Annotated in this window: 20 protein-coding genes; 12 read left to right on the forward strand and 8 right to left on the reverse strand. The window is 74.0% G+C overall.

Annotation, left to right across the window (positions count from 1 at the left end):
• Nucleotides 1–3 precede the first annotated feature (3 nt).
• The 4 genes from panD to ACIBBD_RS04150 are packed head-to-tail and all read right to left on the reverse strand — an operon-like array spanning nt 4 to nt 4,366.
• Nucleotides 4–438 carry an aspartate 1-decarboxylase gene (panD, locus tag ACIBBD_RS04135; protein ID WP_399418125.1) on the reverse strand — a complete coding sequence of 145 codons (435 nt, stop codon included), beginning with the start codon at nt 436–438 and terminating at the stop codon, nt 4–6.
• Nucleotides 439–469: 31 nt separating this feature from the next.
• The gene (locus tag ACIBBD_RS04140) at nt 470–1,309 is read right to left on the reverse strand and encodes an alpha/beta fold hydrolase (RefSeq protein ID WP_399417725.1); all 840 of its coding nucleotides are present in this window, start codon (nt 1,307–1,309) and stop codon (nt 470–472) included.
• A 31-nt stretch (nt 1,310–1,340) separates the two neighbouring features.
• Nucleotides 1,341–3,002 (reverse strand): enterobactin transporter EntS, encoded by a 1,662-nt coding sequence (entS, locus tag ACIBBD_RS04145; RefSeq protein ID WP_399417726.1) that lies wholly within the window; start codon nt 3,000–3,002, stop codon nt 1,341–1,343.
• Nucleotides 3,003–3,010: 8 nt separating this feature from the next.
• Nucleotides 3,011–4,366: a salicylate synthase gene (locus ACIBBD_RS04150; protein ID WP_399417727.1), complete on the reverse strand. Its 1,356-nt coding sequence runs from the start codon at nt 4,364–4,366 to the stop codon at nt 3,011–3,013.
• A 205-nt stretch (nt 4,367–4,571) separates the two neighbouring features.
• On the opposite strand from ACIBBD_RS04150, the gene ACIBBD_RS04155 reads away from it, so the two are divergent.
• Genes ACIBBD_RS04155 through ACIBBD_RS04165 form a run of 3 tightly spaced genes read left to right on the forward strand, consistent with a single transcriptional unit; the run spans nt 4,572 to nt 8,333 of the window.
• Nucleotides 4,572–6,209, forward strand: coding sequence for a (2,3-dihydroxybenzoyl)adenylate synthase (locus ACIBBD_RS04155; RefSeq protein WP_399417728.1), 1,638 nt, complete (start codon nt 4,572–4,574; stop codon nt 6,207–6,209).
• A complete protein-coding gene (locus tag ACIBBD_RS04160) occupies nt 6,196–7,260 on the forward strand; it encodes a FecCD family ABC transporter permease (RefSeq protein WP_399417729.1) in 1,065 nt (354 codons plus the stop codon). Before ACIBBD_RS04155 ends, ACIBBD_RS04160 begins: the two co-directional genes overlap by 14 nt.
• 32 nt (nt 7,261–7,292) lie before the next feature.
• On the forward strand, nt 7,293–8,333 hold the full coding sequence (locus tag ACIBBD_RS04165) for a FecCD family ABC transporter permease (protein WP_399417730.1): 1,041 nt from the start codon (nt 7,293–7,295) through the stop codon (nt 8,331–8,333).
• Here the strand turns inward: ACIBBD_RS04165 and ACIBBD_RS04170 are convergent.
• Nucleotides 8,330–8,503 (reverse strand): hypothetical protein, encoded by a 174-nt coding sequence (locus ACIBBD_RS04170; RefSeq protein WP_399417731.1) that lies wholly within the window; start codon nt 8,501–8,503, stop codon nt 8,330–8,332. The genes ACIBBD_RS04165 and ACIBBD_RS04170 overlap by 4 nt on opposite strands.
• Before the next feature lie 252 nt (nt 8,504–8,755).
• Here ACIBBD_RS04170 and ACIBBD_RS04175 point away from each other — a divergent pair, with 252 nt between their 5' ends.
• Nucleotides 8,756–9,238 carry a hypothetical protein gene (locus ACIBBD_RS04175; RefSeq protein ID WP_399417732.1) on the forward strand — a complete coding sequence of 161 codons (483 nt, stop codon included), beginning with the start codon at nt 8,756–8,758 and terminating at the stop codon, nt 9,236–9,238.
• A 103-nt stretch (nt 9,239–9,341) separates the two neighbouring features.
• On the opposite strand, the gene ACIBBD_RS04180 is transcribed toward ACIBBD_RS04175, so the two are convergent.
• Together ACIBBD_RS04180 and ACIBBD_RS04185 are read right to left on the reverse strand one after the other, a co-directional pair.
• Complete coding sequence (locus ACIBBD_RS04180) at nt 9,342–9,668, reverse strand: DUF2218 domain-containing protein (protein WP_399417733.1); 327 nt, start codon at nt 9,666–9,668, stop codon at nt 9,342–9,344.
• Nucleotides 9,669–9,938: 270 nt separating this feature from the next.
• Nucleotides 9,939–12,341 carry an MFS transporter gene (locus ACIBBD_RS04185; RefSeq protein WP_399417734.1) on the reverse strand — a complete coding sequence of 801 codons (2,403 nt, stop codon included), beginning with the start codon at nt 12,339–12,341 and terminating at the stop codon, nt 9,939–9,941.
• A 505-nt stretch (nt 12,342–12,846) separates the two neighbouring features.
• Here ACIBBD_RS04185 and ACIBBD_RS04190 point away from each other — a divergent pair.
• The 7 genes from ACIBBD_RS04190 to ACIBBD_RS04220 all read left to right on the forward strand — a co-directional run bounded on the left by ACIBBD_RS04190 (nt 12,847) and on the right by ACIBBD_RS04220 (nt 19,771).
• Nucleotides 12,847–12,957: a keywimysin-related RiPP gene (locus tag ACIBBD_RS04190; RefSeq protein WP_389972686.1), complete on the forward strand. Its 111-nt coding sequence runs from the start codon at nt 12,847–12,849 to the stop codon at nt 12,955–12,957.
• A gap of 26 nt (nt 12,958–12,983) precedes the next feature.
• Nucleotides 12,984–14,828: a lasso peptide isopeptide bond-forming cyclase gene (locus ACIBBD_RS04195; RefSeq protein WP_399417735.1), complete on the forward strand. Its 1,845-nt coding sequence runs from the start codon at nt 12,984–12,986 to the stop codon at nt 14,826–14,828.
• A gap of 114 nt (nt 14,829–14,942) precedes the next feature.
• Nucleotides 14,943–15,197, forward strand: coding sequence for a lasso peptide biosynthesis PqqD family chaperone (locus tag ACIBBD_RS04200; protein ID WP_399417736.1), 255 nt, complete (start codon nt 14,943–14,945; stop codon nt 15,195–15,197).
• Nucleotides 15,194–15,631 (forward strand): lasso peptide biosynthesis B2 protein, encoded by a 438-nt coding sequence (locus ACIBBD_RS04205; protein WP_399417737.1) that lies wholly within the window; start codon nt 15,194–15,196, stop codon nt 15,629–15,631. Before ACIBBD_RS04200 ends, ACIBBD_RS04205 begins: the two co-directional genes overlap by 4 nt.
• Nucleotides 15,628–17,523: an ABC transporter ATP-binding protein gene (locus tag ACIBBD_RS04210; protein WP_399417738.1), complete on the forward strand. Its 1,896-nt coding sequence runs from the start codon at nt 15,628–15,630 to the stop codon at nt 17,521–17,523. The genes ACIBBD_RS04205 and ACIBBD_RS04210 overlap by 4 nt, the downstream gene beginning before the upstream one ends.
• 153 nt (nt 17,524–17,676) lie before the next feature.
• Nucleotides 17,677–18,927, forward strand: a complete 1,251-nt coding sequence (locus ACIBBD_RS04215) for an MFS transporter (RefSeq protein ID WP_399417739.1) — start codon at nt 17,677–17,679, stop codon at nt 18,925–18,927.
• Nucleotides 18,928–19,018: 91 nt separating this feature from the next.
• Nucleotides 19,019–19,771, forward strand: a complete 753-nt coding sequence (locus tag ACIBBD_RS04220; protein ID WP_399417740.1) for a maleylpyruvate isomerase family mycothiol-dependent enzyme — start codon at nt 19,019–19,021, stop codon at nt 19,769–19,771.
• 36 nt (nt 19,772–19,807) lie between these two features.
• Here ACIBBD_RS04220 and ACIBBD_RS04225 read toward each other — a convergent pair whose 3' ends face one another.
• Nucleotides 19,808–20,200: a MarR family winged helix-turn-helix transcriptional regulator gene (locus ACIBBD_RS04225; RefSeq protein WP_399417741.1), complete on the reverse strand. Its 393-nt coding sequence runs from the start codon at nt 20,198–20,200 to the stop codon at nt 19,808–19,810.
• A gap of 87 nt (nt 20,201–20,287) precedes the next feature.
• On the opposite strand from ACIBBD_RS04225, the gene ACIBBD_RS04230 reads away from it, so the two are divergent.
• Entirely contained in the window at nt 20,288–21,793 is a 1,506-nt protein-coding gene (locus ACIBBD_RS04230) for an MFS transporter (RefSeq protein WP_399417742.1), read from the forward strand.
• The last annotated feature ends 38 nt before the right edge of the window (nt 21,794–21,831 follow it).

Genomic DNA, 21,831 nt, shown 5'->3' on the forward strand with positions numbered 1-21,831 from the left:
GGCTCAGTTCCTCTCCTGGCGCGACGGGGTGAAGGATCCGGAGAACTGGTCCGGCGCTCCGGGCACCGGCTCGGCCGGGTCGGCGCCGAGCGCGACGACCCGGTTGACCTTGTCGACGTGCACGACCCGGGGCCGGTGCGCGGCCCGTTCGTCCTCGTCGAGCAGGGCGAAGGACATGATGATCACCAGGTGACCGGGGTGCACGAGGTGGGCGGCGGCGCCGTTGATCCCGATGACCCCGCTGCCCCGTTCGCCGGTGATGGCGTATGTGGTCAGGCGGGCGCCGTTGTCGATGTCGACGACCTGGACCTGTTCGCCCTCGACGATGTCGGCGGCTTCCATGAGGTCCTGGTCGATGGTGAGCGAGCCGACGTAGTGCAGGTCGGCCTGGGTCACGGTGGCGCGATGGATCTTTCCATTGAGCACGGTGCGCTGCACCACTACCCCCTGAATAGATACTTAGGTGAGCCTAACCTAATTCAACTTCCGGATCTGCGGAAGGACCCGGACCCCGGAAGAACTCCAGCAGCGCCCTGTTCACCTCGTCGGGACGTTCCAGGTAGCCGTAGTGGCCGCAGTCCTTGATCTCCCGGTAGACCGCCGACGGGATGGCGGCGGCGACCTCGCGCCCCAGGCGCGGGGGCAGCACGAGGTCGTCGGCGAAACCGACCACCAGACAGGGCACGTCGATCGCGCGGTAGGCCGCGAGCCGCCCGTCGGGGACGGTGATGTCCGACTGGGCGCGGGCGCCCGGGCCGCCCGCCTCGGGTGAGAACGCGAACAGCTCCAGCCAGTCCTGGACGCTTTGTTCGTCCTCCAGGGTGGCCGGGGAGAGGTTGCGCAGGGCGCGCACCCAGGCCGCGTAGGCCGGCGGGAGCGTCACCCCGCTGTCGTGGAGCGCGCGTTCGGCGTCCGCTGCGGCGGCACGCAGGGTGTCCGTACGGCCGCGGGTGGCCATCAGCACGCCCTGGCGCACCAACTCGGGGCGCGCGAGCATCAGTTCCTGGACGACGTACGCCCCCAGCGAGGTGCCGACGATCCGGCAGGGGCCGAGACCGAGGTGTTCGACGAGTCCGGCGGTGTCGGCCACCATGTCGTCGATCGTGAAGCCGCCGGGGCACTCGCCGCTCGGCGGGATGCCGCGGTTGTCGAAGGTGACGACCCGGTATCCGGCGGCCGTCAGCGCGGGCACCTGGTGCAGGTGCCAGGCCCGTCCGCCGGCACCCCGGCCCATGACCAGGACGACGGGGTCACCCCGGCCCGCGACCTGGTAATGGAGGGTGACTCCGTTGATCTGCGCGCTCGGCATGGCTGTCTCCGGTGGCCCTCTCCGTCCGGTGTCAGTCGACGGGATCCGCTGACGCGGACCGCTCGCTTCCGGCGGCGGCCGCTCGCCCGGCACCCCCGGACCCCGGCCGCCGGCTCCCGGCGGAGTCCGTCCGCCCGCGGTCCCCCGGCGCCCCGGTCCCGCCCACGGCCGGTCCCCGGGCCCGGTCACCCGGCGTCCCGGACCCGTCCACCGCGAGCCTCCTCCCGGGAGAGGAGCCCTCGGCGGGCTTCCCGCGGGGGACAAAACCTTCGGTGAACTCCCCGCGGGAGACGGAGCCTTCGGTGGACTCCCCGTCGAGGGGCGGACCGGCAACCGCCGGACCACCTCCCGCCGAACCACCCTCCACCGGGCCACCGTCCGCCGAACCGCCCTCCACCGAACGACCGCCTGCCGGGCCACCGTCCGCCGGGCCACCGTCCCCCGGACCTCCGCCCGCCGGCCCCCGCAAAGTCGCCCTGCGCAGCCCCGGCATCGCCGTCGCCAGGGCCGCCACGCCCGCCAGGCAGACGAGGCCGCCCAGGGCCACCGCCCCCGACGACGAGCCGAGTGCGCGGGCCACCAGGCCCGCCTCCACGTTGCCCACGGAGGGGCCCGCCGTGGCCTGCGCCAGCCACAGGCTGCCGACCCGGCCCTGGAGACGGTCCGGCGTGTAGTGCTGGAGCAGGGCACGGCGCAGGATCTCCGAGGCGGTGTCGCCCAGACCCGCCAGGGCGAGGAAGACGAGCGCGAGCCACAGGTTCGGGCTCAGTCCGAAGCAGGCGATCGCCGCGCCCCACACCGCGACCGCCCCGATCAGGGCGCGCCCGGTGTGGTGCACCCGCCCGGTCCAGCCGCTGGTCAGCGCGCCGAAGAAGGAGCCGACCGCGGGGGCGGTGTAGAGCAGGCCGACGGTGGACGGGCCCCCGCCGAAGTGCTCGGTGCCCAGCTCGGGGAAGAGCGCGTAGGGCATGGCGAAGACCACCGCGCACAGGTCGATGAGGAGCAGCCCCGCCACGACCTGGTTGCCGCGCAGGAAGCGCAGGCCCTCCCCCATGGCCTTCAGGGGGTGCTGCGCCTCGACGGGGCCGTCGGGCGGCAGCGCGGGCAGCGGGGCGAGGAGGGCCAGGCCGACGACGTACACGGCCGCGTCGATCGCGAAGCACAGCGCGACGCCCGGGCCCGCGGCGATGACACCGGCGAGCGACGGGCCGACCATGCCGCCGAGTTGGGCGGTGAGGGTGGTGAGCGCCCCGGCCGCCGCGAGCTGGCCGGGGGCGACCAGGGTCGGGGTGGCCGCCATCATGGCCGGCCCGCCCAGTCCGCTGATCCCCCCGGCGAGGACGGCCGCGACGTACACGAACCACACCCGCGGGTCGGGCAGGGCCGCGTTCACGGCGAGCCCCGCGATCACCAGCGCGGTCACCGCCCGGGTCACCAGCACCGCACGACGCCGGTCGACCCGGTCGGCGAGCACTCCGCCGGCGACCAGGCCGACCAGCAGGGACAGCCCCAGCACCAGGTTCATCAGCCCGACCTGCACCGAGGAGCCGGTCAGGTGGTAGATCTGCAGGCTCGCCGCGACCGAGGTCAGGTGGGTGCCCAGCATGGAGATCGCCTGGGTGGCGAACACCAGCCGGAAGTCCCTGCTCGACCGCAGGGGCGTGACGTCGACGACGATTTCTCCGAGGCGCACGCCGGCCCCTAACCCCGTGGGCGGACGACGCCGGGCGCGTCGTCCCGTACGGGTGCGAGGGCGGGCACGACGTAGGGCGCGACACTGCGCAACTTCTCGCAGGTCTCCTCCAGTTCACGGGCCGGCGTCGACCCGGCGAGGATGCCGGCGCCCGCCCTGAGCCAGGTGCGTCCGTCCTCCTCGAAGAGGCTGCGCAGCACCAGCGCCGCGTCGAGTTCCCCGTCGCTGCCGGCCATCAGGACGGCCCCGCTGTAGATGCCGCGCCGTCCGCCCTCCAGCCGGGTGATGCAGTCGAAGGCCGGGGCCTTGGGGATGCCGGAGGCGGTGACGGCGGGGAAGACCGCCCGCAGCGCGTCCCAGGCGGTGGCCGTGCCGGCGAGCCGGCCGTGCACACTGGAGCCGAGGTGCTGCACGCTGCCCCGCTGACGGATGCTCAGCAGGTCGCGCACCGAGACCGTGCCGGGGCTGCAGACGGTGGCGAGTTCCTCCTCCGCGAGCTTCACGGAGAGCACGTGCTCGGAGATCTCCTTGGGATCGGCGAGGAGTTCGGCGCGCAGCCGCTCGTCCTCCCGGTCGCCGAACCCCCGGGCCCGGGTGCCGGCCAGCGGCTGGGTGACGACCTCGCCGTCGGCACCGACCTCGGCGACGGTCTCGGGGCTGAACCCGACGACCCGGCGTCCGCCGAGGTCGACCAGGAAGGAGCGGGCCGGGGTGTTGTGGGACCGGCCGTGCAGATAGGTACCGACGAAGTCGACGCGGAAGGGCACCGGAACGGTCCGGGAGATGATCACCTTCTGCAGGTCGGTGGCGCGGATCTCCTCGATCGCGCGGGCGACCAGCTCCGGGTAGCGTCCGTCGGTGTCGGTCACGTCGATCGGCCGGGGCGGGGCGACGGTTCGGGTCACCGGCTTCCCGAGTAACGCGACCAGTGCCTCCAGGGTCTCCTGGTCGGCGCTGCGCACCACGGCCCGCCCCTGACGGAGCCTCACCTCACTGTGGGGTACGACGAGATGGAGCAGGTCCTCGTCTCCGGCGCGGTCGGGCCGGTCGACGTGGAGGTGGGAGAACTCGAAGGCCATCCAGCCGTAGGCGCGCCAGTCCTCGACCGCCATGCCGGCGAGCTGTTCGTGGACCTGGCGCAGTGGGTGCGACCCCAATGGGGTCGTCGTCTCGTCGGCGAGCCAGCGGCGGCGGATCCCGGAGCGAGTGACCACGACCTCGCCGAGCGCCCCTCCGGCGAACCAGAAGTCGTCTTCCCGTTCATAGACCACGTGTTGGTCGAAGAGACCCGACTCGGCCAGCGCGGCGGCCAACTGGACGGGATCTCCCGGCAGTTCCGTCTCCGCGCTCCGATAACGCAGCAAGGACCCACCTCCCTGGACTTAGGTTAACCTAACCTAATCGGCACAAGACCCTAGCCCCCGCATCACGGCACGTCCAGATCGCGTGACCGGATCCGCAGACCGAGCCGGTCGTACATGCGTCCCCGCCCTTCCGTTCACGCCCGCGGACTTGACCCCTGACGGATCATTAGGCAAGCCTTTCCTAAACGGCAGGCGGGAGTTGAGCATGCTCGACGGGTGGGTGCCCTGGCCCGAGACGCTGGCGGAACGGTACCGGGCCGACGAGTACTGGCGGGGCCGGCCACTGGACCGGCTGCTGCGGGAGCGGGCCGAGCGCGCGCCGGGGCGCACCGCGCTCGTCGACGCCGACGGCAACCGGTGGACGTACGCGGAACTGGACCTGCGCGCCGACCGCACAGCCGCCGGGCTGCGCCGGACCGGCATCGGCGCGGGCGACCGCGTGGTCGTCCAGCTCCCCAACACCGACGCCTTCGTGGTGCTGTTCTTCGGGCTGCTGCGGGCGGGCGCGATCCCCGTGCTCACCCTGCCCGCCCACCGCGAGAGCGAGATCGTCCACGTCGCCGAGACGGCCGGCGCGACCGCCTACGCCATCCCCGACGTGCACGACCACTTCGACCACCGCACGCTGGCGCGCACCCTGCGCAAGGCGGTGCCGTCCGTGCGGCACGTCCTGGTGGCCGGCGACGCGGCCGAGTTCACCGCGCTGGCGGAGGTCGACGCCGACCCCGTGCCGCTGCCCGAGCCTGATCCCTCCGACGTCGCGGTGCTGCTGCTGTCCGGAGGAACCACCGGCAAGCCCAAGCTGATCCCGCGCACCCACGACGACTACGCCTACAACGTGCGTGCCAGCGCCGAGGTGTGCGGCTTCGACGAGTCCACCGTCTACCTGGTGGTCCTGCCCACCGCGCACAACTTCGCACTCGCCTGCCCCGGGCTGCTCGGCACCCTGATGGCCGGCGGCACGGTCGTCCTCTCCCCCACGCCCAGCCCGGAGGACGCCTTCACGCTGATCGAACGGGAGCGGGTCACCGCCACGGCCGTCGTCCCGCCGATCGCCCTGCTGTGGCTGGACGCGGTGGAGTGGGAGGAGGCCGACCTGTCCTCGCTGCGGCTGCTCCAGGTCGGCGGCTCCAAGCTGGGCGCCGAGCCCGCCGCCCGGGTGCGGCCCGCCCTCGGCTGCGCGCTCCAGCAGGTGTTCGGCATGGCCGAGGGCCTGCTCAACTACACCCGCCTGGACGACCCCGAGGAGCTGGTCCTGCACACCCAGGGCCGGCCCCTCTCCCCCGCCGACGAGATCAGGGTCGTCGACGCCGACGGTCACGACGTGCCGCCCGGCGCCACCGGCGAGCTGCTCACCCGCGGCCCCTACACCCTGCGCGGCTACTACCGGGCCGCCGAGCACAACGCCCGCTCCTTCACCCCGGACGGCTTCTACCGCACCGGCGACCTGGTACGAGTCCTGCCCTCGGGCCACCTCGTCGTCGAGGGACGCGAGAAGGACCAGATCAACCGCGGCGGCGACAAGATCTCGGCGGAGGAGCTGGAGAACCACCTGCTGGCCCACCCCGCCGTGCACGACGCGGCCGTGGTCGGCATGCCCGACGCGACGCTGGGCGAGCGCACCTGCGCCTACCTCGTCCCGCGCGGCCGGGCCGACGCCCCCACCCAGCGGGAACTGGCCGTGTTCCTCACCGAGCGCGGGGTCGCCGCCTACAAACTGCCGGACCGGGTGGAGGTGGTGGACGCCTTGCCCCGCACCTCGGTCGGGAAGACCGACAAGAAGGCGCTCGGACGCCGGATCACCGAGCGGCTCCGGGCGGAGGGCGCCGGTGGCGACGACTGACCCCGGCGGCGCCACCGCCACCGTACGACGCCCCGAGCGTCCGCCCGTGCGCCGCCGCACCGCCACCCGCACCCTCGCCGTGTCCGGCGCCCTGGTCCTGCTGCTGGTGGCGGTCCTGCTCAGCCTGGCGATCGGCTCGCGCTCGCTGTCCGCCTCCACCGTGCTGGACGCCCTGCTGCACGACGACGGTTCCATCGCCGCGTCCGTGGTCTGGGACGTCCGGGTGCCCCGCACCCTCGCCGGCATCGCCGCCGGAGCCGCGCTGGGCGTCGCGGGCGCGCTCATCCAGGCGCTGACCCGCAACCCGCTGGCCGATCCCGGACTGCTCGGCATCAACGCCGGCGCCGCCACCGGGGTGGTGTTCGCCCTCACCGCGCTGGGCCTGACCAGCATGTGGGCGTCGGTGTGGTTCGCGATGGCCGGGGCGGTGGTGGCGGGGCTGCTGGCGTACTCGCTGGCCTCCGGCGGCCGCGGCGGCGCCACTCCGGAGCGGCTCGCCCTGGGCGGGGCCGTGGTGGCGGCCGTGTTCACCGGCGTCAGTCAGACGCTGATGCTGCTCGACGCCCAGGCGCTGGACCAGCTGCGGTTCTGGAGCGTGGGCTCGCTCGCCCGGGCCGACGCCGACACCCTCGCCACCCTCACGCCGTTCGTCGCGGTCGGCCTGCTCGTGGCCCTGTCCCTCGTACGGCCCCTCAACGCGATGGCACTCGGCGACGATTCGGCCCGGGCCCTGGGCGCCCATCTGCACCGCACCCGCTTCCTGGGTCTGCTGGCGGTGACGCTGCTGTGCGGCGCGGCCACCGCCGCCGTCGGACCGCTCGTCTTCGTCGGCCTCGCCGTCCCGCACATGGCCCGCATGATCGCCGGGGCCGACCAGCGCTGGACGCTGCCGCTGTCCATGCTGCTGGCGCCGACGCTGCTGCTCCTCGCCGACGTCCTCGGCCGGGTCGCCGTACGCCCCGACGAGCTGGACGCGGGCGTGGTCACGGCGGTGGTCGGCGCGCCCGTCTTCATCGCGCTCGTGCGCTACCGCAGGGTGGTGACGGTGTGACGGCGACCGTCCCTCCCCCGAAGAGCACGCCCGTGCGCCGCTCCCGTGTGGTCCGCAGCCCTTCCCACCGCCTCTCGCTGCGTGTCGAGGTCCGGGCGGTCACGGTCTGCGGGCTGGTGCTCGCCCTGACCGCCGGGATCGGCGTCCTCGCCCTGGGCACCGGCGAGTACACGGTCTCCCCGGCGGACGTGGTGCGCACCCTGCTCGGCAACGGCAGCCGGCGCACCGACTTCGTGGTCAACGAACTGCGGTTGCCGCGGCTGCTCACCGGCATCCTGGTGGGGGCCGCCCTCGGGCTGAGCGGCGCGCTCTTCCAGAGCCTGTCCCGCAACCCGCTGGGCAGCCCGGACATCGTCGGCTTCACCTACGGCTCGGCCACCGGCGGCCTCCTCGTCGTCCTGGTCGTCGGCGGCACCGGCGGGCAGATCGCCGGGGGCGCGGTGGTCGGCGGCCTGGTCACGGCTCTGCTGGTGTACGTGCTCGCCTGGCGGCGGGGCATCCACGGCTACCGGCTGGTTCTGGTCGGCATCGGAATCAGCGCGCTGCTCCAGGGCGTGAACGCCTACCTGCTGGCCAAGGCCCGTTTCACCCAGGCCTCGCAGGCCATGGTGTGGCTCAACGGCAGCCTCAACGGCCGGGGTTGGCAGGACGTCCGCCCGGCGGCCTACGGGCTGCTGGTGGTGCTGCCGCTGGTCGCGGTGGCCGCGGGCCGGCTGAAGGTCCTGGAGATGGGCGACGACGTGGCGGGCGGGCTCGGGGTGCCGGTGCAGCGCACCCGGCTGGTGATGCTCGTCCTGGCCACGGCGGCCTGCGCGGTCGCCACGGCGGCGGCCGGCCCGATCCCGTTCGTGGCCCTCATCGCACCCCAGCTGGCCCGCAGACTCACCCGTGTCCCCGGCCCCAACCTGGCGGCGGCCACCTGCGCCGGCGCCCTCCTCGTGGTGACCGCCGACTACGCCTCCCAACGCGTCCACGAGTCCGCCCAGTTGCCGGTGGGAGTGGTGACCGCGGTGGTCGGCGGCCTGTACCTGGCCCTGCTGCTGCGGCGACAGCGGCGGGCGGGGCGGATCTAGCTCTCGGCGCCCCCCGAAGCGGGCCGCCGGCCGCGAGCGGGCAGGCGCGCCGGGGCCGTGTTGCTGACCTGCTGGAAGATCACCGACGTGCGGAAGCCGGTGATCTCGCCGACGAGGCCCGTGCGGCCGGTCTGCCCAGCGGCGGCTACGAGCGGCTCCTCGCCCAGCACTACACCTGGATGCTCGACGGCGACATCACCGCCGTCGCCGACGACCAGGCAGCCTGCTGAGGGAACTGGGCGTCCGACCCGGCGCCGCCGGCGCCCTCGCGGCCGGCCTCGGCCGCGGATCCGGGCCGCAGAGTCTCGCCCTGGCCGCCCTCGGCCTCTCCCCCATCCTCGCCGTCGACACCAGCCGAACCGCTCCTCGACGAACTCGGCGACCTCGCGGAACGCACCGGGCACGCCTCCGTCATCCGTCCGGTGCACGCCGACATCCGCACGGCGCTGGCGGAACACACCCACCCGTCCAGCGTGACCGCGGTGCTGTGCATGGGCGACACACTGACCCATCTGCCGAGCAAGGCGGACGTGGCCGCGTTACCGGGCGACGCGGCCCGGTGCCTCGCCCCCGGAGGCCACCTGGTCCCGACCTTCCGCGACCTGACCCGCCCCCGCACGGGAACCGACCGCTTCCTTCCGGTACGGGCCACCGACGACCGGATCATGACCCGCGCCCCGGAAGCCGTGGACGACGACACCGTCATGGTCCACGACCTGATCCACACGCGCGCCGGCGACACCTGGACGTTCCAGGTCAGCGGCTGTCCCAAGCTCCGCCTCAGTCCGGCCCTGCCTCACCGGGTGCTGCCTCGGCCCGGGGCTGCGGGTCCGCCACAGCGCGGCCGGACCGCGCGGCCTGCACGTCATCGCCGCGGTGAAGCCGTGAGGTGTCAGCCCCCGTGAGCCCCCGTCCGGGCCGCGGCGTCAGGGGGGACGGGGTCCCCCGGAAGTCCAGGTCGCGTTCCTTCACACGTGCTGGACGTCGGACGGCGGCCCGGCGGCGCGGTCAGTCGGAGCCGCCGCGCTGGACGCTCCCGGCCTCCCCGGTGTCCCGCCGCCACTCGACGACCAGTTCGTCGCGGGTGCCGAAGCGGACCAGGTGACGGCCCATCACGTCCTCGAGCCGGTCGAGGTGTTCGGCCTCGGTCTCCAGGGTGAGCAGCAGGGCGCCCTCGGTCGCGGTGAGGGTGCCGGTGCCCTGCGGGAAGGTGATGTGGCCCTCTCCCTTCTCCTCGTCCCAGGTCGAATCGGCGCGGCGGCCGAGGTGGGCGGCGAGCTGCTTGGCGTAGCGGTGGGGGCGGTCGGTGAGGACGCGGGCTTCCGAGCGGGGCATGGACGACTCCTGGGGGAGGTGGACGGTCTGGGCGCCGGAGAGGGGCGAACCCCGGGCTTCCGGCTCCCTGCTGTACTGCCAGACGGACCGGCCCCTCGTACACCTCCCGCGCCGCAAGGTATGGATTCTCCCCGCGACGCGTGCCCGTCCTGGACACGGACGGGACGCCGCCCCACGGTGGCCAAAGAGGGTCGCGGGGAAGGGCCTGCGGCGTCCGACGCGGAGCACCGGACGCCCAGGGCTGATGCGCCAAGACCGGCCGGGCAGGGCCTAGTCGGCCGCGTGGGCCAGTTCGATGTCGTGGCCGTCGATGTCGCCGGACACGCTCACGCCCTCGGCGCGCGGCGGGTAGCCGGTGGCTATGACCGTGTACTGGCCGCCGTCCAGGTCGGAGAAGGCGTACGCGCCGTCGCTCCCGGTCGTCGTGCTCGCGACGACGTTGCCGGCGGCGTCCACCAGGGTCACTCGCGCGTCGCCCAGCGGGGCGCCCGCCCCGCGCACGGTGCCCCGCACCTGCGCACCGGGCCGCAGCTCGACGTCCACCCGGGTGATCCCCGTGGCGCCGATCTCGACGGACCGGGCCAGCGGGCGGTGCTTGGGCGAGCTGACCGCGAGGGTCACCGCCCCCGGCACCAGGTCGCCGACGGCGAACTCGCCGCTGCCGTCGGTCCGTACGGTCGTCAGCACATCGCCCCGGACGTCCGTGACGATGACGACCGCCCCGGCGACCGGCACCCCGCTCTCCGCCGACCGCACCACACCGGCGAGCCCGCTGCTGCCCGTGAGCAGCACGTCGTACGTCACCGGCTCGGCGCCGACCACGACGGTCGTCGCCTGCGGCTGGTGTCCGTCGGCGGAGGCGATCAGCACGTACGTCCCCTGCCCCGGCGTCTCGACCGCGTAGGAACCGTCGGACCCGGCGACCGAGCGGCCCAACTGCCGTCCCGCCGTCGAGACCAGGGTGACGACGGCACCGCCCACCGGCACCTCCTCCGCACCCCGCACCCGGCCGCGCACCGGGTGCCCGCCCCCGGCCGGGCCGTCGTCCGTGAGTCCGGGGACGGTGGCGACCAGTTCCGCGACGGCACGGGCCAGCGGGATGGCGACGGCGGCGCCCACGGCCTGTTCCGGCACTTCGGTGGTGGCCGTCTTCGGGGCGCCCGTGCCCCGGTCGCGGCTCACCGGTTCCGGAGCACCCGCACCCCGCTCGCCGGCGCCCGCACCCTCACCCGCGTCCTCGGGCGCCGGGGCGGCGGCCGTCCGCTGCCGCGGGATGAAGGCGGCGACGAGGAGGGCGAGCAGCGCGGCGCCCGAACCGACGGCCATGACGACCTTGAAGCCGTTCTCGGAGGGCAGGGCCGTGGTGCCGAAGGGGGTGGTCATCCGGGCGAGGATCACCCCGGCGACGGCGCCGGCGGTGGAGGTGCCGATGGACCGCATCAGGGTGTTGAGGCTGTTGGCGGCGCCCGTCTCGGAAGGGTCCACCGCGCCCATGATGAGCGCGGGCATGGCGCCGTAGGCGAAGCCGATCCCGGCACCGATGACACAGGACACCAGGACGAGTTGCCACACGGCGTCCATCAGCACGACGGTGAGGCCGTACCCGGCGGCGACGATCATGGCGCCGAGCATCAGGGTCACCTTCGCGCCCCGCGCCTTGGAGAGCGCGGCGGACACCGGCGCCATGGCCATCATCACGAGGCCGGCGGGGGCCATGACCAGGCCCGCGTCCAGCAGCGACCTGCCCAGACCGTAGCCCGTCGCCTCAGGCAACTGCAGGAGCTGCGGAAGGACCAGGGACATCGCGAACATGGAGAACCCGAAGGCCATCGAGGCGAGGTTGGTCACCAGCACCTGTCGGCGGGCGGTGGTCCGAAGGTCCACCAGCGGTTGCGCGACGCGCAGTTCGAAGAGGCCCCACAGGGACAGGACGACGACCGCGGCGGCGAACAGACCGAGCGTGGTGCCGCTGGTCCACCCCCAGTCGGCGCCCTTGGAGACGCCCAGCAGCAGGCAGACCAGCCCGGCCGCCATCCCGGCCGCGCCCACCAGGTCGAACCGCCCGCCGGTGCGCACCGCGGACTCCGGCACGATGAGCGGCACGAGCACGGCGGCGACGACACCGAGCGCGGCCGACGTCCAGAACAGCGTGTGCCAGTCGAAGCGGTCGGCGATGAGCGCGGCGGCGGGCAGCCCCAGCGCGCCGCCGACCCCGAGGGAGGCGCTCATCAGCGCGGTGGCGGAGCCGAGCCGCTCGGCGGGCAGTTCGTCGCGCATGATGCTGATGCCGAGCGGGATGACCCCGGACGCCAGCCCCTGCAACGCCCGGCCCGCGATCATCGGGGCCAGCGTGTCGCTGAGGGCGGCGGTGACCGACCCGGCGACCAGCATGACCAGGCTGACCAGGAGCATCCGGCGCTTGCCGTACATGTCGCCGAGCCGGCCCGTAACAGGGGTGACGACGGCGGCGGCGAGCAGCGTGGCGGTGACCGCCCACGCCGCGTCCGAGGCCGAGGCGTTAAGCAGCTTCGGCAGCTCGGGGACGATCGGGATCACCAGGGTCTGCATCAGCGAGACCACGATCCCGCCGAAGGCCAGGACCGCGACGACGAGACCGGCCCGCGAGGCGGGGACCTTCTCCGTCCGTGGCGGGCCGTGGTGCGCGTGGGACATGGGCCGGGCCTCCGTGGGGGGTGCGGGTGTGCGCGACCTCCCGACCCTAAGGCCCATTAATTGACTTAAGCAAGTAAAAAATTCGTGTATGCGGTGTGGAGGTTCGTAAGTGGCCACTCCCGGGAACCCGCACCGCGCGCCCCCCGACTGCGCCCCGGCGACTCTGCCCTCCGATCGGCGTCACGTGCTTCCGGCAAGAGTCAAGGGCACATACCCATCCCCACATGGAAACGATTCTTCGCACGGGCGTGCCAGCCCTTTTCCGGCCGCGCGCCTCCCTTTGCGGGCCCGGGACGAAGGCGACTCCCCCGAGAAGACGCGCCAGTTCTGCATATGATCCGAGCTTCGCGATCGGTCTTGTCGCACCCGCGCACTCCGGCGCTAACTGGGCCCTGCGCCGCTCTCCTCGCCGCGAGGCCCCATGGCCCCGGCCGGGCCCGGCCTTCCGGCGACCCGGAAGCCGCCGCCCAGGGAGGCGGACGCATCCCGCAAGTGAGGAGTGGTCATGAAGAAGGCCTACGAGGCACCGACGCTCGTCCGGCTCGGCACGTTCAGGAAGCAGACCGGGCTCCTGGGGCGCTCCGGCAACGACCGGCTGATCCTGAGCAAGAACTGACGACCGACGGTGCCTGACCCGACGTCATGACTGAACTGCACGCGAGTGCGGGGACGGGCCCCGGCGACGCGCACTGCGCGGTCTTCACCGACCGCGCGGACGCGGCCGCCGTGGCCCGCTCCTTCGCCCACCCCGGAACCCGCACCCTCAGGCACGCGTCCGGCCGGCCCTGGCTCGTCGGCCGCTGGCACGACGACGACGTGGTCACGGCTCGTGCGGGCACGGCCTCGCTCGCCGTCATCGGCTGCTGTCCGATCGGAGCCGACGAACTGCGCCGACGAGCAGCCCGACTGCGCGACCTCGCCGAACTCGACGCGCTGGCCCGTTCCCTGCCCGGCAGTTTCCACCTCGTGGCGGCTCTCGACGGACAGGTCAGGGCCCAGGGCACCGCCTCCGGACTGCGCCTGGTGTTCCACGCGCAGATCGACGGCGTACGGGTGGCCGCCACCCGGGCGGACCTGCTCGCCGCCGCGCTGGGGCACGAACCGGACGCGGCGGAACTGGCCGTCCGGCTGCTGTGGCCCGCCCCCTATCCGTTGTTCGAGACCTCCCTGTGGAGTGCGGTCACCGCCGTACCCCCGCAGGACGCCGTGATCGTCGCCGCGGACGGGCGCACCGCACGGCACAGCCGGTGGTGGGCGCCTCCGGAGCCGGTGCGGCCCCTCGCCGCGGCGGCGCCCGTCATCCGCGAGGCGCTGGAGGAAGCCGTCGGCGCGCGGACCCGGCAGGGCGGCACGGTGAGCTGCGACCTGTCCGGCGGCCTGGACTCCACCACGGTCTGCTTCCTGGCCGACCGCTCCCCCGCCCGCGTGGTGGCCGGCACCTGGCCCGGACGGGACCCCGCGGACACGGACCTGCACTGGGCCGAACGGGCCGTCGAGCACCTCCCGGACGTCGAGCACGTGGTCTGGGAGGCCGACGCCTCCCCGCTGGTCTACGAGGACCTGCTGGGCATCGACGACCTGCTCGACGAGCCCACCATCGGTGTCATGGACCGCTCCCGGGTCCTGCACCACCTGCCCGGCCTGGCGGCGCGCGGCAGCCGGTTGCACCTGACCGGCATCGGCGGCGACCACGTGGCGTGGTGCTCCGAGGCGTACTACCACCGGCTGGCGCGCACCCGGCCGCTGTTCGCCCTGCGCCGGCTGCGCGGCTTCCGGGCACTGTGGCAGTGGCCCCTGGGCGGCACCGTCCGCGCGCTCGCCGACTCCCGGCCGTACGGGCAGTGGCTCGCCGACGCGGCGGCCCGGCTGCGCCACCCGTCACCGTCGTCGGTCGCCACCGGTCTCGGCTGGGGGATGGCACCACGCGTCTTCGACTGGGTGACGCCCGATGCCGAGCGGATGGCCCGGCGGGCGCTGCTCACCGCCGCGGCGACCGCGGCACCGCTCCATCCGGACCGGGGCCTGCACAGCGACCTGGAGCAGATCCGCTCGTGCGCCCGGGTCATCCGGCAGTGGGACGGGATGGCGGCCCGGGCCGGCCTGCCGATGGCTTCCCCCTTCCTCGACGACCGCGTCATCGAGGCGTGTCTCGCCGTCCGGCCCGGCGAGCGCGTCACGCCCTGGCGGTACAAGCCGGTCCTGACCACCGCGATGCGCGGGGTCGTGCCCGACGTCTGTCTGCGACGCGCCGACAAGGCGACCGCCTCCATGGACGCCTCCAACGGACTGCGGGAGCACCGCGCCGACCTGCTGGCGCTGTGGGAGGACTCGCGGCTGGCGGAGCTGGGGCTGGTGGACGGCGCGGTGCTGCGCCACCTCGCCCGGCGGCCCGCCTCACGAGGGCTGTCCGACGCCATCCTCTACTCCACGATCGCCGCCGAGGTGTGGCTGCGGGGACTCACCCGCAGCCGCGTCCCGGCCGACTGACACCCTCCCGCCCCCGAACCCCGACCGACCGGCATCTTCCCGTCCCGGCCCCCGCCTCGACGACCGGCTCGACGCCTCCCCCGGAACGCACACCGTCAGAAAGGTGGTCCCGCCATGCCCTTGCGGTTCCATGCCGACGTCTCCACGGCCGAAACCCGGTACGGCACGGTTCTTCTGGACGAACACAGCGGCACCTACTGGGAGTTGAACCCGACGGCCACCCTGGTCGTGCGGACCCTGCTGGACGGCGGCGAGGAAGCCGACGCGGCCGCCGCCCTGGTCCGGGAGTTCGACATCACCCCGTCGCAGGCCCTGTCGGACGTCGAGACGCTCGTCGGGGAACTGCGCGGCTCCGGGCTGGCCTCATGACGACCCCGAGCGCACTCGAGCGCCCCACCGGTGTCCCCCTCGCCCGGCGCGTCACCGCCCGCCTCGTCCTGCTCCCGGCCCTCGCGCTCGCCCTCCTGCCGCCCCGCCGCATCCGCGCCGTGCTCGGCCTGCTGCGGCGCGGCGCCGCGCCCGCCACCGCCGAGCAGGCCCGGAACGCTCGGGACGCCCTGTGTGCCGTCAGCCTCACCTGCGTGGGACCGAAGGGGTGTCTGCCGCGCTCCCTGGGGGCGGCCCTGCTGTGCCGGCTCGGCGGGACATGGCCGACCTGGTGCACGGGGGTGCGGGTCGTCCCGCCGTTCACCGCGCACGCCTGGATCGAGGCGGACGGCCGTCCCGTCGGCGAGGGCGTGCCGGACGGGTACTTCGCCCGGCTGATGGCCGTCGCCCCGCTGCCGGGGCCGACGGACCGATGACCGGCGCCACCGCCCCCGTCCCGGGGACGGCACCCGTCCGGAAGCCGGTGCCCACCGACGGCCGGGACAGGTCCACCCGGACGGCGGTGACCACGATGTACCGGCTCACCGCCGGGCACCGGGGGCCCGTCGCCGTCGCCTCCGTCCTCACCCTCGCGGGCTCCGCCCTGGGGCTGGCCCAGCCGCTGCTCGCCAAGCACGTCGTGGACGCGAGCGGCCGCGGGCAGGTCCTCTGGCCCGCGCTGGCCCTGCTGGGCGCGCTGTTCGTCGCCGAGGCGGCGACGGCGGCGGTGGGCCACTTCGTCCTGGACCGCATGGGGGAGGGTGTCGTACGGCAGCTGCGGCACGGCCTGGTGGGACGGCTGCTCCGGCTGGAGATGAGGGAGTACGACCGGCACCGCGGGGCCGACCTCGTCTCGCGGGTGACCACGGACACCACCGTGCTGCGGGAGGTCGTCTCGCAGGCCCTCGTCGATCTGGTGACGGGGAGCCTGGCGGCCGCCGGGGCGCTCGTGCTCATGGCGTGGCTCGACCCCGTGCTGCTGTGTCTGGTCGCCGTGACCGTGGCGGTGGCGGCGGTGGTCGTCGCCTCGCTGCTCAAGGGGATCCGGCACGCGTCCGAGCACATGCAGAACGCGCTCGGCGCCCTCGCCGCCGACCTGGAACGTGCGCTCGGCGCCCTGCCGATGGTCCGTGTGCACCGTGCCGAGGAGCGTGAGGCGGCCGCGATCGGCACCCGCGTCGACGCGGCCTACGGGGCGGGGGTCCGCACCGCGAAGCTCGCCTCCGTCATGAGTCCGGCCGTCGAACTCGCCGTACAGGGCTCCTTCCTGGTCGTCCTGGTGGTGGGCGGGCTGCGCGTCAGCGGTCACACCGGTTCCCTGGGCGATCTCGTCGCCTTCCTGCTGTACGCCTCGTACCTCGTCCTGCCGCTGTCGTCCGTCTTCCACGCCGTGGGCCTCGTCCAGCGCGGCATGGGCGCCTACCAGCGCATCGAGGAGGCGCTCCGGCTGCCCGTCGAGCCGACCGGACCCCGCGGCCCCGAGCCGCGCGCGCCCGTGCCGCGCCCGCACCGGCCGGCGGCCGGGCCGGCCCGCGAACGGCCGGCGGAGCGCGTTCCGGCCCGGCCCGTCCTCGCGTTGCGCGACGTCCGGTTCGGCTACGACCCGGGGCGGCCGGTGCTCCGCGGGGTCTCCTTCACCGTGGCGCAGCGTCAGCAGGTCGCGCTCGTGGGCCGCTCCGGAGCCGGCAAGAGCACGGTGTTCGCCCTGGTGGCGCGGTTCTACGAGCCGGACGCGGGCACCGTGCTCTTCGGTGGACGGTCCGCCACCGAGCTGGGCCGGGCCGCGTGCCGCGCCCGTATCGCCGTCGTCGACCAGAGCGCCCATGTCGTGCACGGCACCCTGCGTGACAACATCGCCTACGCCGTGCCCGACGCCGCGGAACGGCAGATCCGGCGCGTGGTGGAGCTGGCCCGGCTCGAGGAGGTCGTCGACCGGCTGCCCGACGGCCTGGACGCCGTGATCGGCGAGAGGGGCAGTACGTTGTCGGGCGGAGAACGCCAACGCGTCGCCCTGGCCCGCGCGTTGCTGGCCCGGCCGTCGCTCCTGCTGCTGGACGAGCCGACCTCGCACCTGGACGCGGTCAACGAATCCGCGCTCACCACGGTCATGAAGGACGTCGCGCGGGAGTGCGCCGTGCTGGTCATCGCCCATCGCCTGTCGACCGTGCAGCACGCCGACCACATCGTGGTGCTGGACGACGGCCGGGTGGCCGCCGGTGGGCGCCACGAGGAGCTGCTGTCCGGCAGCGCCCTCTACCGTGAGCTGGCCGCGAGCCAGATGCTGCGGTCCGGCGGACGGGCCGGAAGCGGGGACGGACCGGGTGGCTGAGGCCCGGAGCGCTCCTCACCGGCCGGGCACCGAGGACGGCGACGACCGGCCCGAGGCGCCGCGCACCGGCCCGGGAACACCCTTGCCCGGCCCTCGGCCGCCACCTAGCCTGACTTTGTGCCGCTCATAAACAAAGCCCGAACGCACAGCGCCGTGCCGGGCACCACCCTCAGCCGGCTCCGGATCGCCCTCACCGTCTTCTTCGCCCTCGACGGCTTCGTCTTCGCCGGCTGGGTAGTGCGCATCCCCGCCATCAAGGAACGCACCGGCGCCTCGGCCAGCACCCTCGGCCTCGCCCTGCTGGGAGTCTCCGCCGGAGCGGTCGTCACGATGATGCTCACCGGCCGCCTCTGCCACCGCTACGGCAACCACCGTGTCACCGTCGTCTGCGCGGTCCTCCTCTCCCTCAGCGTCACCCTCCCCCCGCTCACCCGCTCCGCGCCCGCCCTCGGCGCCGTCCTGCTGCTCTTCGGCGCCGCGTACGGCGGGATCAACGTCGCCTTCAACAGCGCCGCCGTCGATCTGGTGGCCGCCCTGAACCGGCCGATCATGCCCACGTTCCACGCGGCCTTCAGCCTGGGCGGGATGATCGGCGCCGGTCTGGGCGGGCTGGTCGCGGACTCCGTCTCCCCCGCGCGCCATCTGCTCGGGCTGTGCGTCATCGGCCTGCTGGTGACCGCGCTGGCGGGTCCGACGCTGCTGCGGTCGACGCCGCCCGGGCCGCCGGGCGACGCCGCCGGGCAGGCGCCCGCAGGCGACGCGGAAGCCGTGCGGCAGGCGTCCGCGGCGGACGCCGGCTCCGTCCCGCGGACACCCGGAGGCCGCCGTACGCACTCCACCGCACCGCCCCGCCGCCTCAGCCCCCGCACCCGGCGACTCGTCATCGTCTTCGGCCTGATCGCCCTCTGCACGGCCTACGGCGAAGGCGCCCTCGCCGACTGGGGTGCCCTTCACTTCCAGCAGGACCTCGGCTCCTCGCCCGGGCTCGCGGCCGCGGGCTACTCCTGTTTCGCGCTCGCCATGACCGTCGGCCGGCTCACCGGCACCACACTGCTCCAGCGTCTCGGCCGTACGCGTACGGTCGTGGCGGGCGGGGCGACCGCGGCGGCCGGCATGCTGGTCGCCTCCCTCACGCCCGTGGCATGGGTGGCCCTGGTCGGCTTCGCCGTCACCGGACTCGGGCTCGCCAACCTCTTCCCCGTCGCCGTGGAACGCGCGGGCGTCCTCGCCGGCCCCACCGGGGTCGCCGTCGCCTCCACCCTCGGCTACGGCGGGATGCTGCTCGGGCCGCCGGCGATCGGTTTCATGGCGGACTGGTTCTCCCTGCCCGTCGCCCTCACGAGCGTGGCCGCGCTCGCGGCGGTCGCGGCCCTGATCGGCCTTACCATCCGCCGCGCGCCGTGAGGTGAGCGGACGGCGGCCCCCCGTCCCCCGGGACCCGGGACGGATCGGCCGCTCCTCGCGTCGAGCGCACTCCATCCGGCACACTCACCGCATGGAGACCGCCGAGTTCATCCGCTTCCTCGGCCAGGAGGGCCGGTCGCTCGCCGCCGCCGCGGCCGCGGCGGGCCCCGACGCCAAAATCCCGACCTGCCCGGACTGGCAGGTGCGGGACCTGCTGCGGCACACGGGGATGGTGCACCGCTGGGCGACGTCGTTCGTCGCCGAGCGCCGCACCTCCCCCCACCCCGGAGGCGGGTTGCCGGACCTCGACGGCACCGCGCTGCTGGACTGGTTCCGGGAGGGGCACCGGCGACTCGTCGACACCCTGGACTCCGCCCCGCCGGACGTGGAGTGCTGGCACTTCCTGACCGCGCCCTCGCCGCTCGCCTTCTGGGCCAGGCGGCAGGCGCACGAGACGGCCGTGCACCGCGTGGACGCGGAGTCGGCGCGCGGTACGACGCCGGAGGAGAGCGCCGCCTCCTTCGCCCCCGCCTTCGCGGCGGACGGCATCGACGAGTTGCTGCGCGCCTTCCACGCGCGCGCCAAGAGCAAGGTCCGCACCGAGACACCCCGGGTCCTGCGGGTACGGGCGACCGACACCGACGACGCGGTGTGGACCGTACGCCTGTCGCCCGAGCCGCCCGTGACGGAACGGGACGGCGCGGGGGACGCCGACTGCGAGGTGACGGGGACGGCGGCGCAGCTGTATCTGGCGCTGTGGAACAGGCTGCCGTTCCCCGCTGCCACCGGGGACGCGGCGCTCGCCGACCTGTGGCGCGAGAAGTCCGCCGTGACCTGGAACTGACCGGCGGGCGACGCCGGCCGGACCGAAGACCGCCCGTCAGTTCGCGAGCATCCGCGTCAGCACCGCGCGCTGCACCGGCAGCACCTCGCCGTGCAGCGCGCGCCCCTTCCCGGTGAGCGCCACGCGGACGCCCCTGCGGTCCTCGGGACACAGGGCGCGCTCGACCAGGCCGTCCTTCTCCAGCCGGGCGATCAGTCGCGACAGCGCGCTCTGGCTCAGATGGACGCGCTCGGCGATCTCCTGCACGCGGAAGCTGCACGAACCGTCCGGGGGCGCTCCCCCGGCGAGCACGTCGAGGACCTCGAAGTCGCTCGCGCACAGGCCGTGCCGGTGCAGCGCGCGGTCCAGTTCGCACTGGGTCCGCGCGTGCAGCGCCAGGATGTCCCGCCACTGTTCCACGAGAGCCTGTTCGGCCTTCTTCGCCGCCATGGGCCGCACCGTAGCAGAGAACCGGATTCATTGCACCGGAATTAAATGCGCTTGCATTCGATGCATACGCATGGAAGCCTCTGCGGCATGACCTCTCCGCTCTCCTCAACCACGTCCCCCGTGCCGGAGGTTCGCTGGACCGCGCGACTGTGGGGCACCCTGCTGGTGCTCTGCGCGGCGATGTTCCTGGACGCGCTGGACGTGTCGATGGTCGGCGTCGCCCTGCCGTCCATCGGCTCCGACCTCGGCCTGTCCACCTCGACGCTGCAGTGGATCGTCAGCGGCTACATCCTGGGTTACGGCGGTCTGCTCCTGCTCGGCGGCCGCACGGCCGACCTGCTCGGCCGGCGCCAGGTCTTCCTGGTCGCCCTGGCGGTGTTCGCGCTGGCCTCGCTGCTCGGCGGGCTCGTCGACTCCGGTCCGCTGCTGATCGCCAGCCGGTTCATCAAGGGCCTGAGCGCGGCCTTCACCGCCCCCGCGGGCCTGTCGATCATCACCACGACGTTCCCGGAGGGCCCGCTGCGCAACCGCGCCCTCTCCATCTACACCACCTGCGCCGCCACCGGCTTCTCCATGGGCCTCGTCCTCTCCGGCCTGCTCACCGAGGCCAGTTGGCGCCTCACCATGCTGCTGCCGGCCCCGATCGCACTGATCGCCCTGCTGGCGGGGCTGAAGCTGCTGCCGCGCAGCGAACGCGAACAGGGCCACAACGGCTACGACATCCCCGGCGCCGTCCTCGGCACCGCGTCGATGCTGCTGCTGGTCTTCACCGTCGTCCAGGCACCGGAGGCGGGCTGGACGTCCGCCCGCACACTGCTGTCCTTCCTCGCCGTCGCCGTGCTGCTGACCGTCTTCGTCCGCGTCGAACGGCGCTCGGCAGGCCCGCTGATCCGGCTCGGCGTCCTGCGCTCCAGGAGCCAGATCCGCGCCCAGCTCGGCGCGATGACCTTCTTCGGCTCGTACGTCGGCTTCCAGTTCCTCGCCACGCTCTACATGCAGACACTGCTGGGCTGGTCGGCACTGCACACGGCGCTGGCCTTCCTCCCGGCGGGCGCGCTGGTGGCGCTCTCCTCGACCAAGGTCGGCTCGATCGTCGACCGGTTCGGCACCCCGCGGCTGATCGCGGTGGGCTTCGCCCTGATGGTCGTGGGCTACGCGCTGTTCCTGCGGGTCGACCTGGACCCGGTCTACGCGGCCGTGATCCTGCCCAGCATGCTGCTCATCGGCGCGGCCTGCGCGCTGGTCTTCCCCTCGCTCAACATCCAGGCCACCAACGGTGTGCAGGACCACGAGCAGGGCATGGTCTCGGGCCTGCTGAACACCTCCGTACAGGTGGGCGGCGCGATCTTCCTGGCCGTGGTGACGGCGGTGGTGACCGCGGGCGCCCCGGCCGACCCCACCCCGCAGGCCGTCCTGGACAGCTACCGGCCCGGCCTGACGGTGGTCACCGCGATCGCCGCCCTGGGCCTCCTGATCACCCTGCCCGGCCTGCGCGCCCGCCGCGCCGGCGCCCCGCAGTCGGTCGTGGTCGCCCGGTCCACCGAGTCCGCCCTCGACGAGGCGAAGGCGGAACGCGTACCGGTCCGCGACTAACCGGTCGTCTCCGTGTGCGCCCGGCGGGCCGGTTGCCC

Origin of the sequence: Streptomyces sp. NPDC051315, assembly GCF_044455165.1 — a bacterium.
Classification (GTDB): domain Bacteria; phylum Actinomycetota; class Actinomycetes; order Streptomycetales; family Streptomycetaceae; genus Streptomyces.

What these genes read in the sequence shown, in the direction of transcription:
- ACIBBD_RS04155 (WP_399417728.1), top strand. Translation starts at nt 4,572, where the DNA reads ATGCTCGACGGGTGGGTGCCCTGGCCCGAGACGCTGGCGGAACGGTAC.
- ACIBBD_RS04190 (WP_389972686.1), top strand. Translation starts at nt 12,847, where the DNA reads ATGAAGAAGGCCTACGAGGCACCGACGCTCGTCCGGCTCGGCACGTTC.
- ACIBBD_RS04205 (WP_399417737.1), top strand. Translation starts at nt 15,194, where the DNA reads ATGACGACCCCGAGCGCACTCGAGCGCCCCACCGGTGTCCCCCTCGCC.
- ACIBBD_RS04220 (WP_399417740.1), top strand. Translation starts at nt 19,019, where the DNA reads ATGGAGACCGCCGAGTTCATCCGCTTCCTCGGCCAGGAGGGCCGGTCG.
- ACIBBD_RS04230 (WP_399417742.1), top strand. Translation starts at nt 20,288, where the DNA reads ATGACCTCTCCGCTCTCCTCAACCACGTCCCCCGTGCCGGAGGTTCGC.
- ACIBBD_RS04225 (WP_399417741.1), bottom strand. Translation starts at nt 20,200, where the DNA reads ATGGCGGCGAAGAAGGCCGAACAGGCTCTCGTGGAACAGTGGCGGGAC.
- ACIBBD_RS04210 (WP_399417738.1), top strand. Translation starts at nt 15,628, where the DNA reads ATGACCGGCGCCACCGCCCCCGTCCCGGGGACGGCACCCGTCCGGAAG.
- ACIBBD_RS04200 (WP_399417736.1), top strand. Translation starts at nt 14,943, where the DNA reads ATGCCCTTGCGGTTCCATGCCGACGTCTCCACGGCCGAAACCCGGTAC.
- ACIBBD_RS04140 (WP_399417725.1), bottom strand. Translation starts at nt 1,309, where the DNA reads ATGCCGAGCGCGCAGATCAACGGAGTCACCCTCCATTACCAGGTCGCG.
- ACIBBD_RS04185 (WP_399417734.1), bottom strand. Translation starts at nt 12,341, where the DNA reads ATGTCCCACGCGCACCACGGCCCGCCACGGACGGAGAAGGTCCCCGCC.
- ACIBBD_RS04195 (WP_399417735.1), top strand. Translation starts at nt 12,984, where the DNA reads ATGACTGAACTGCACGCGAGTGCGGGGACGGGCCCCGGCGACGCGCAC.
- ACIBBD_RS04180 (WP_399417733.1), bottom strand. Translation starts at nt 9,668, where the DNA reads ATGCCCCGCTCGGAAGCCCGCGTCCTCACCGACCGCCCCCACCGCTAC.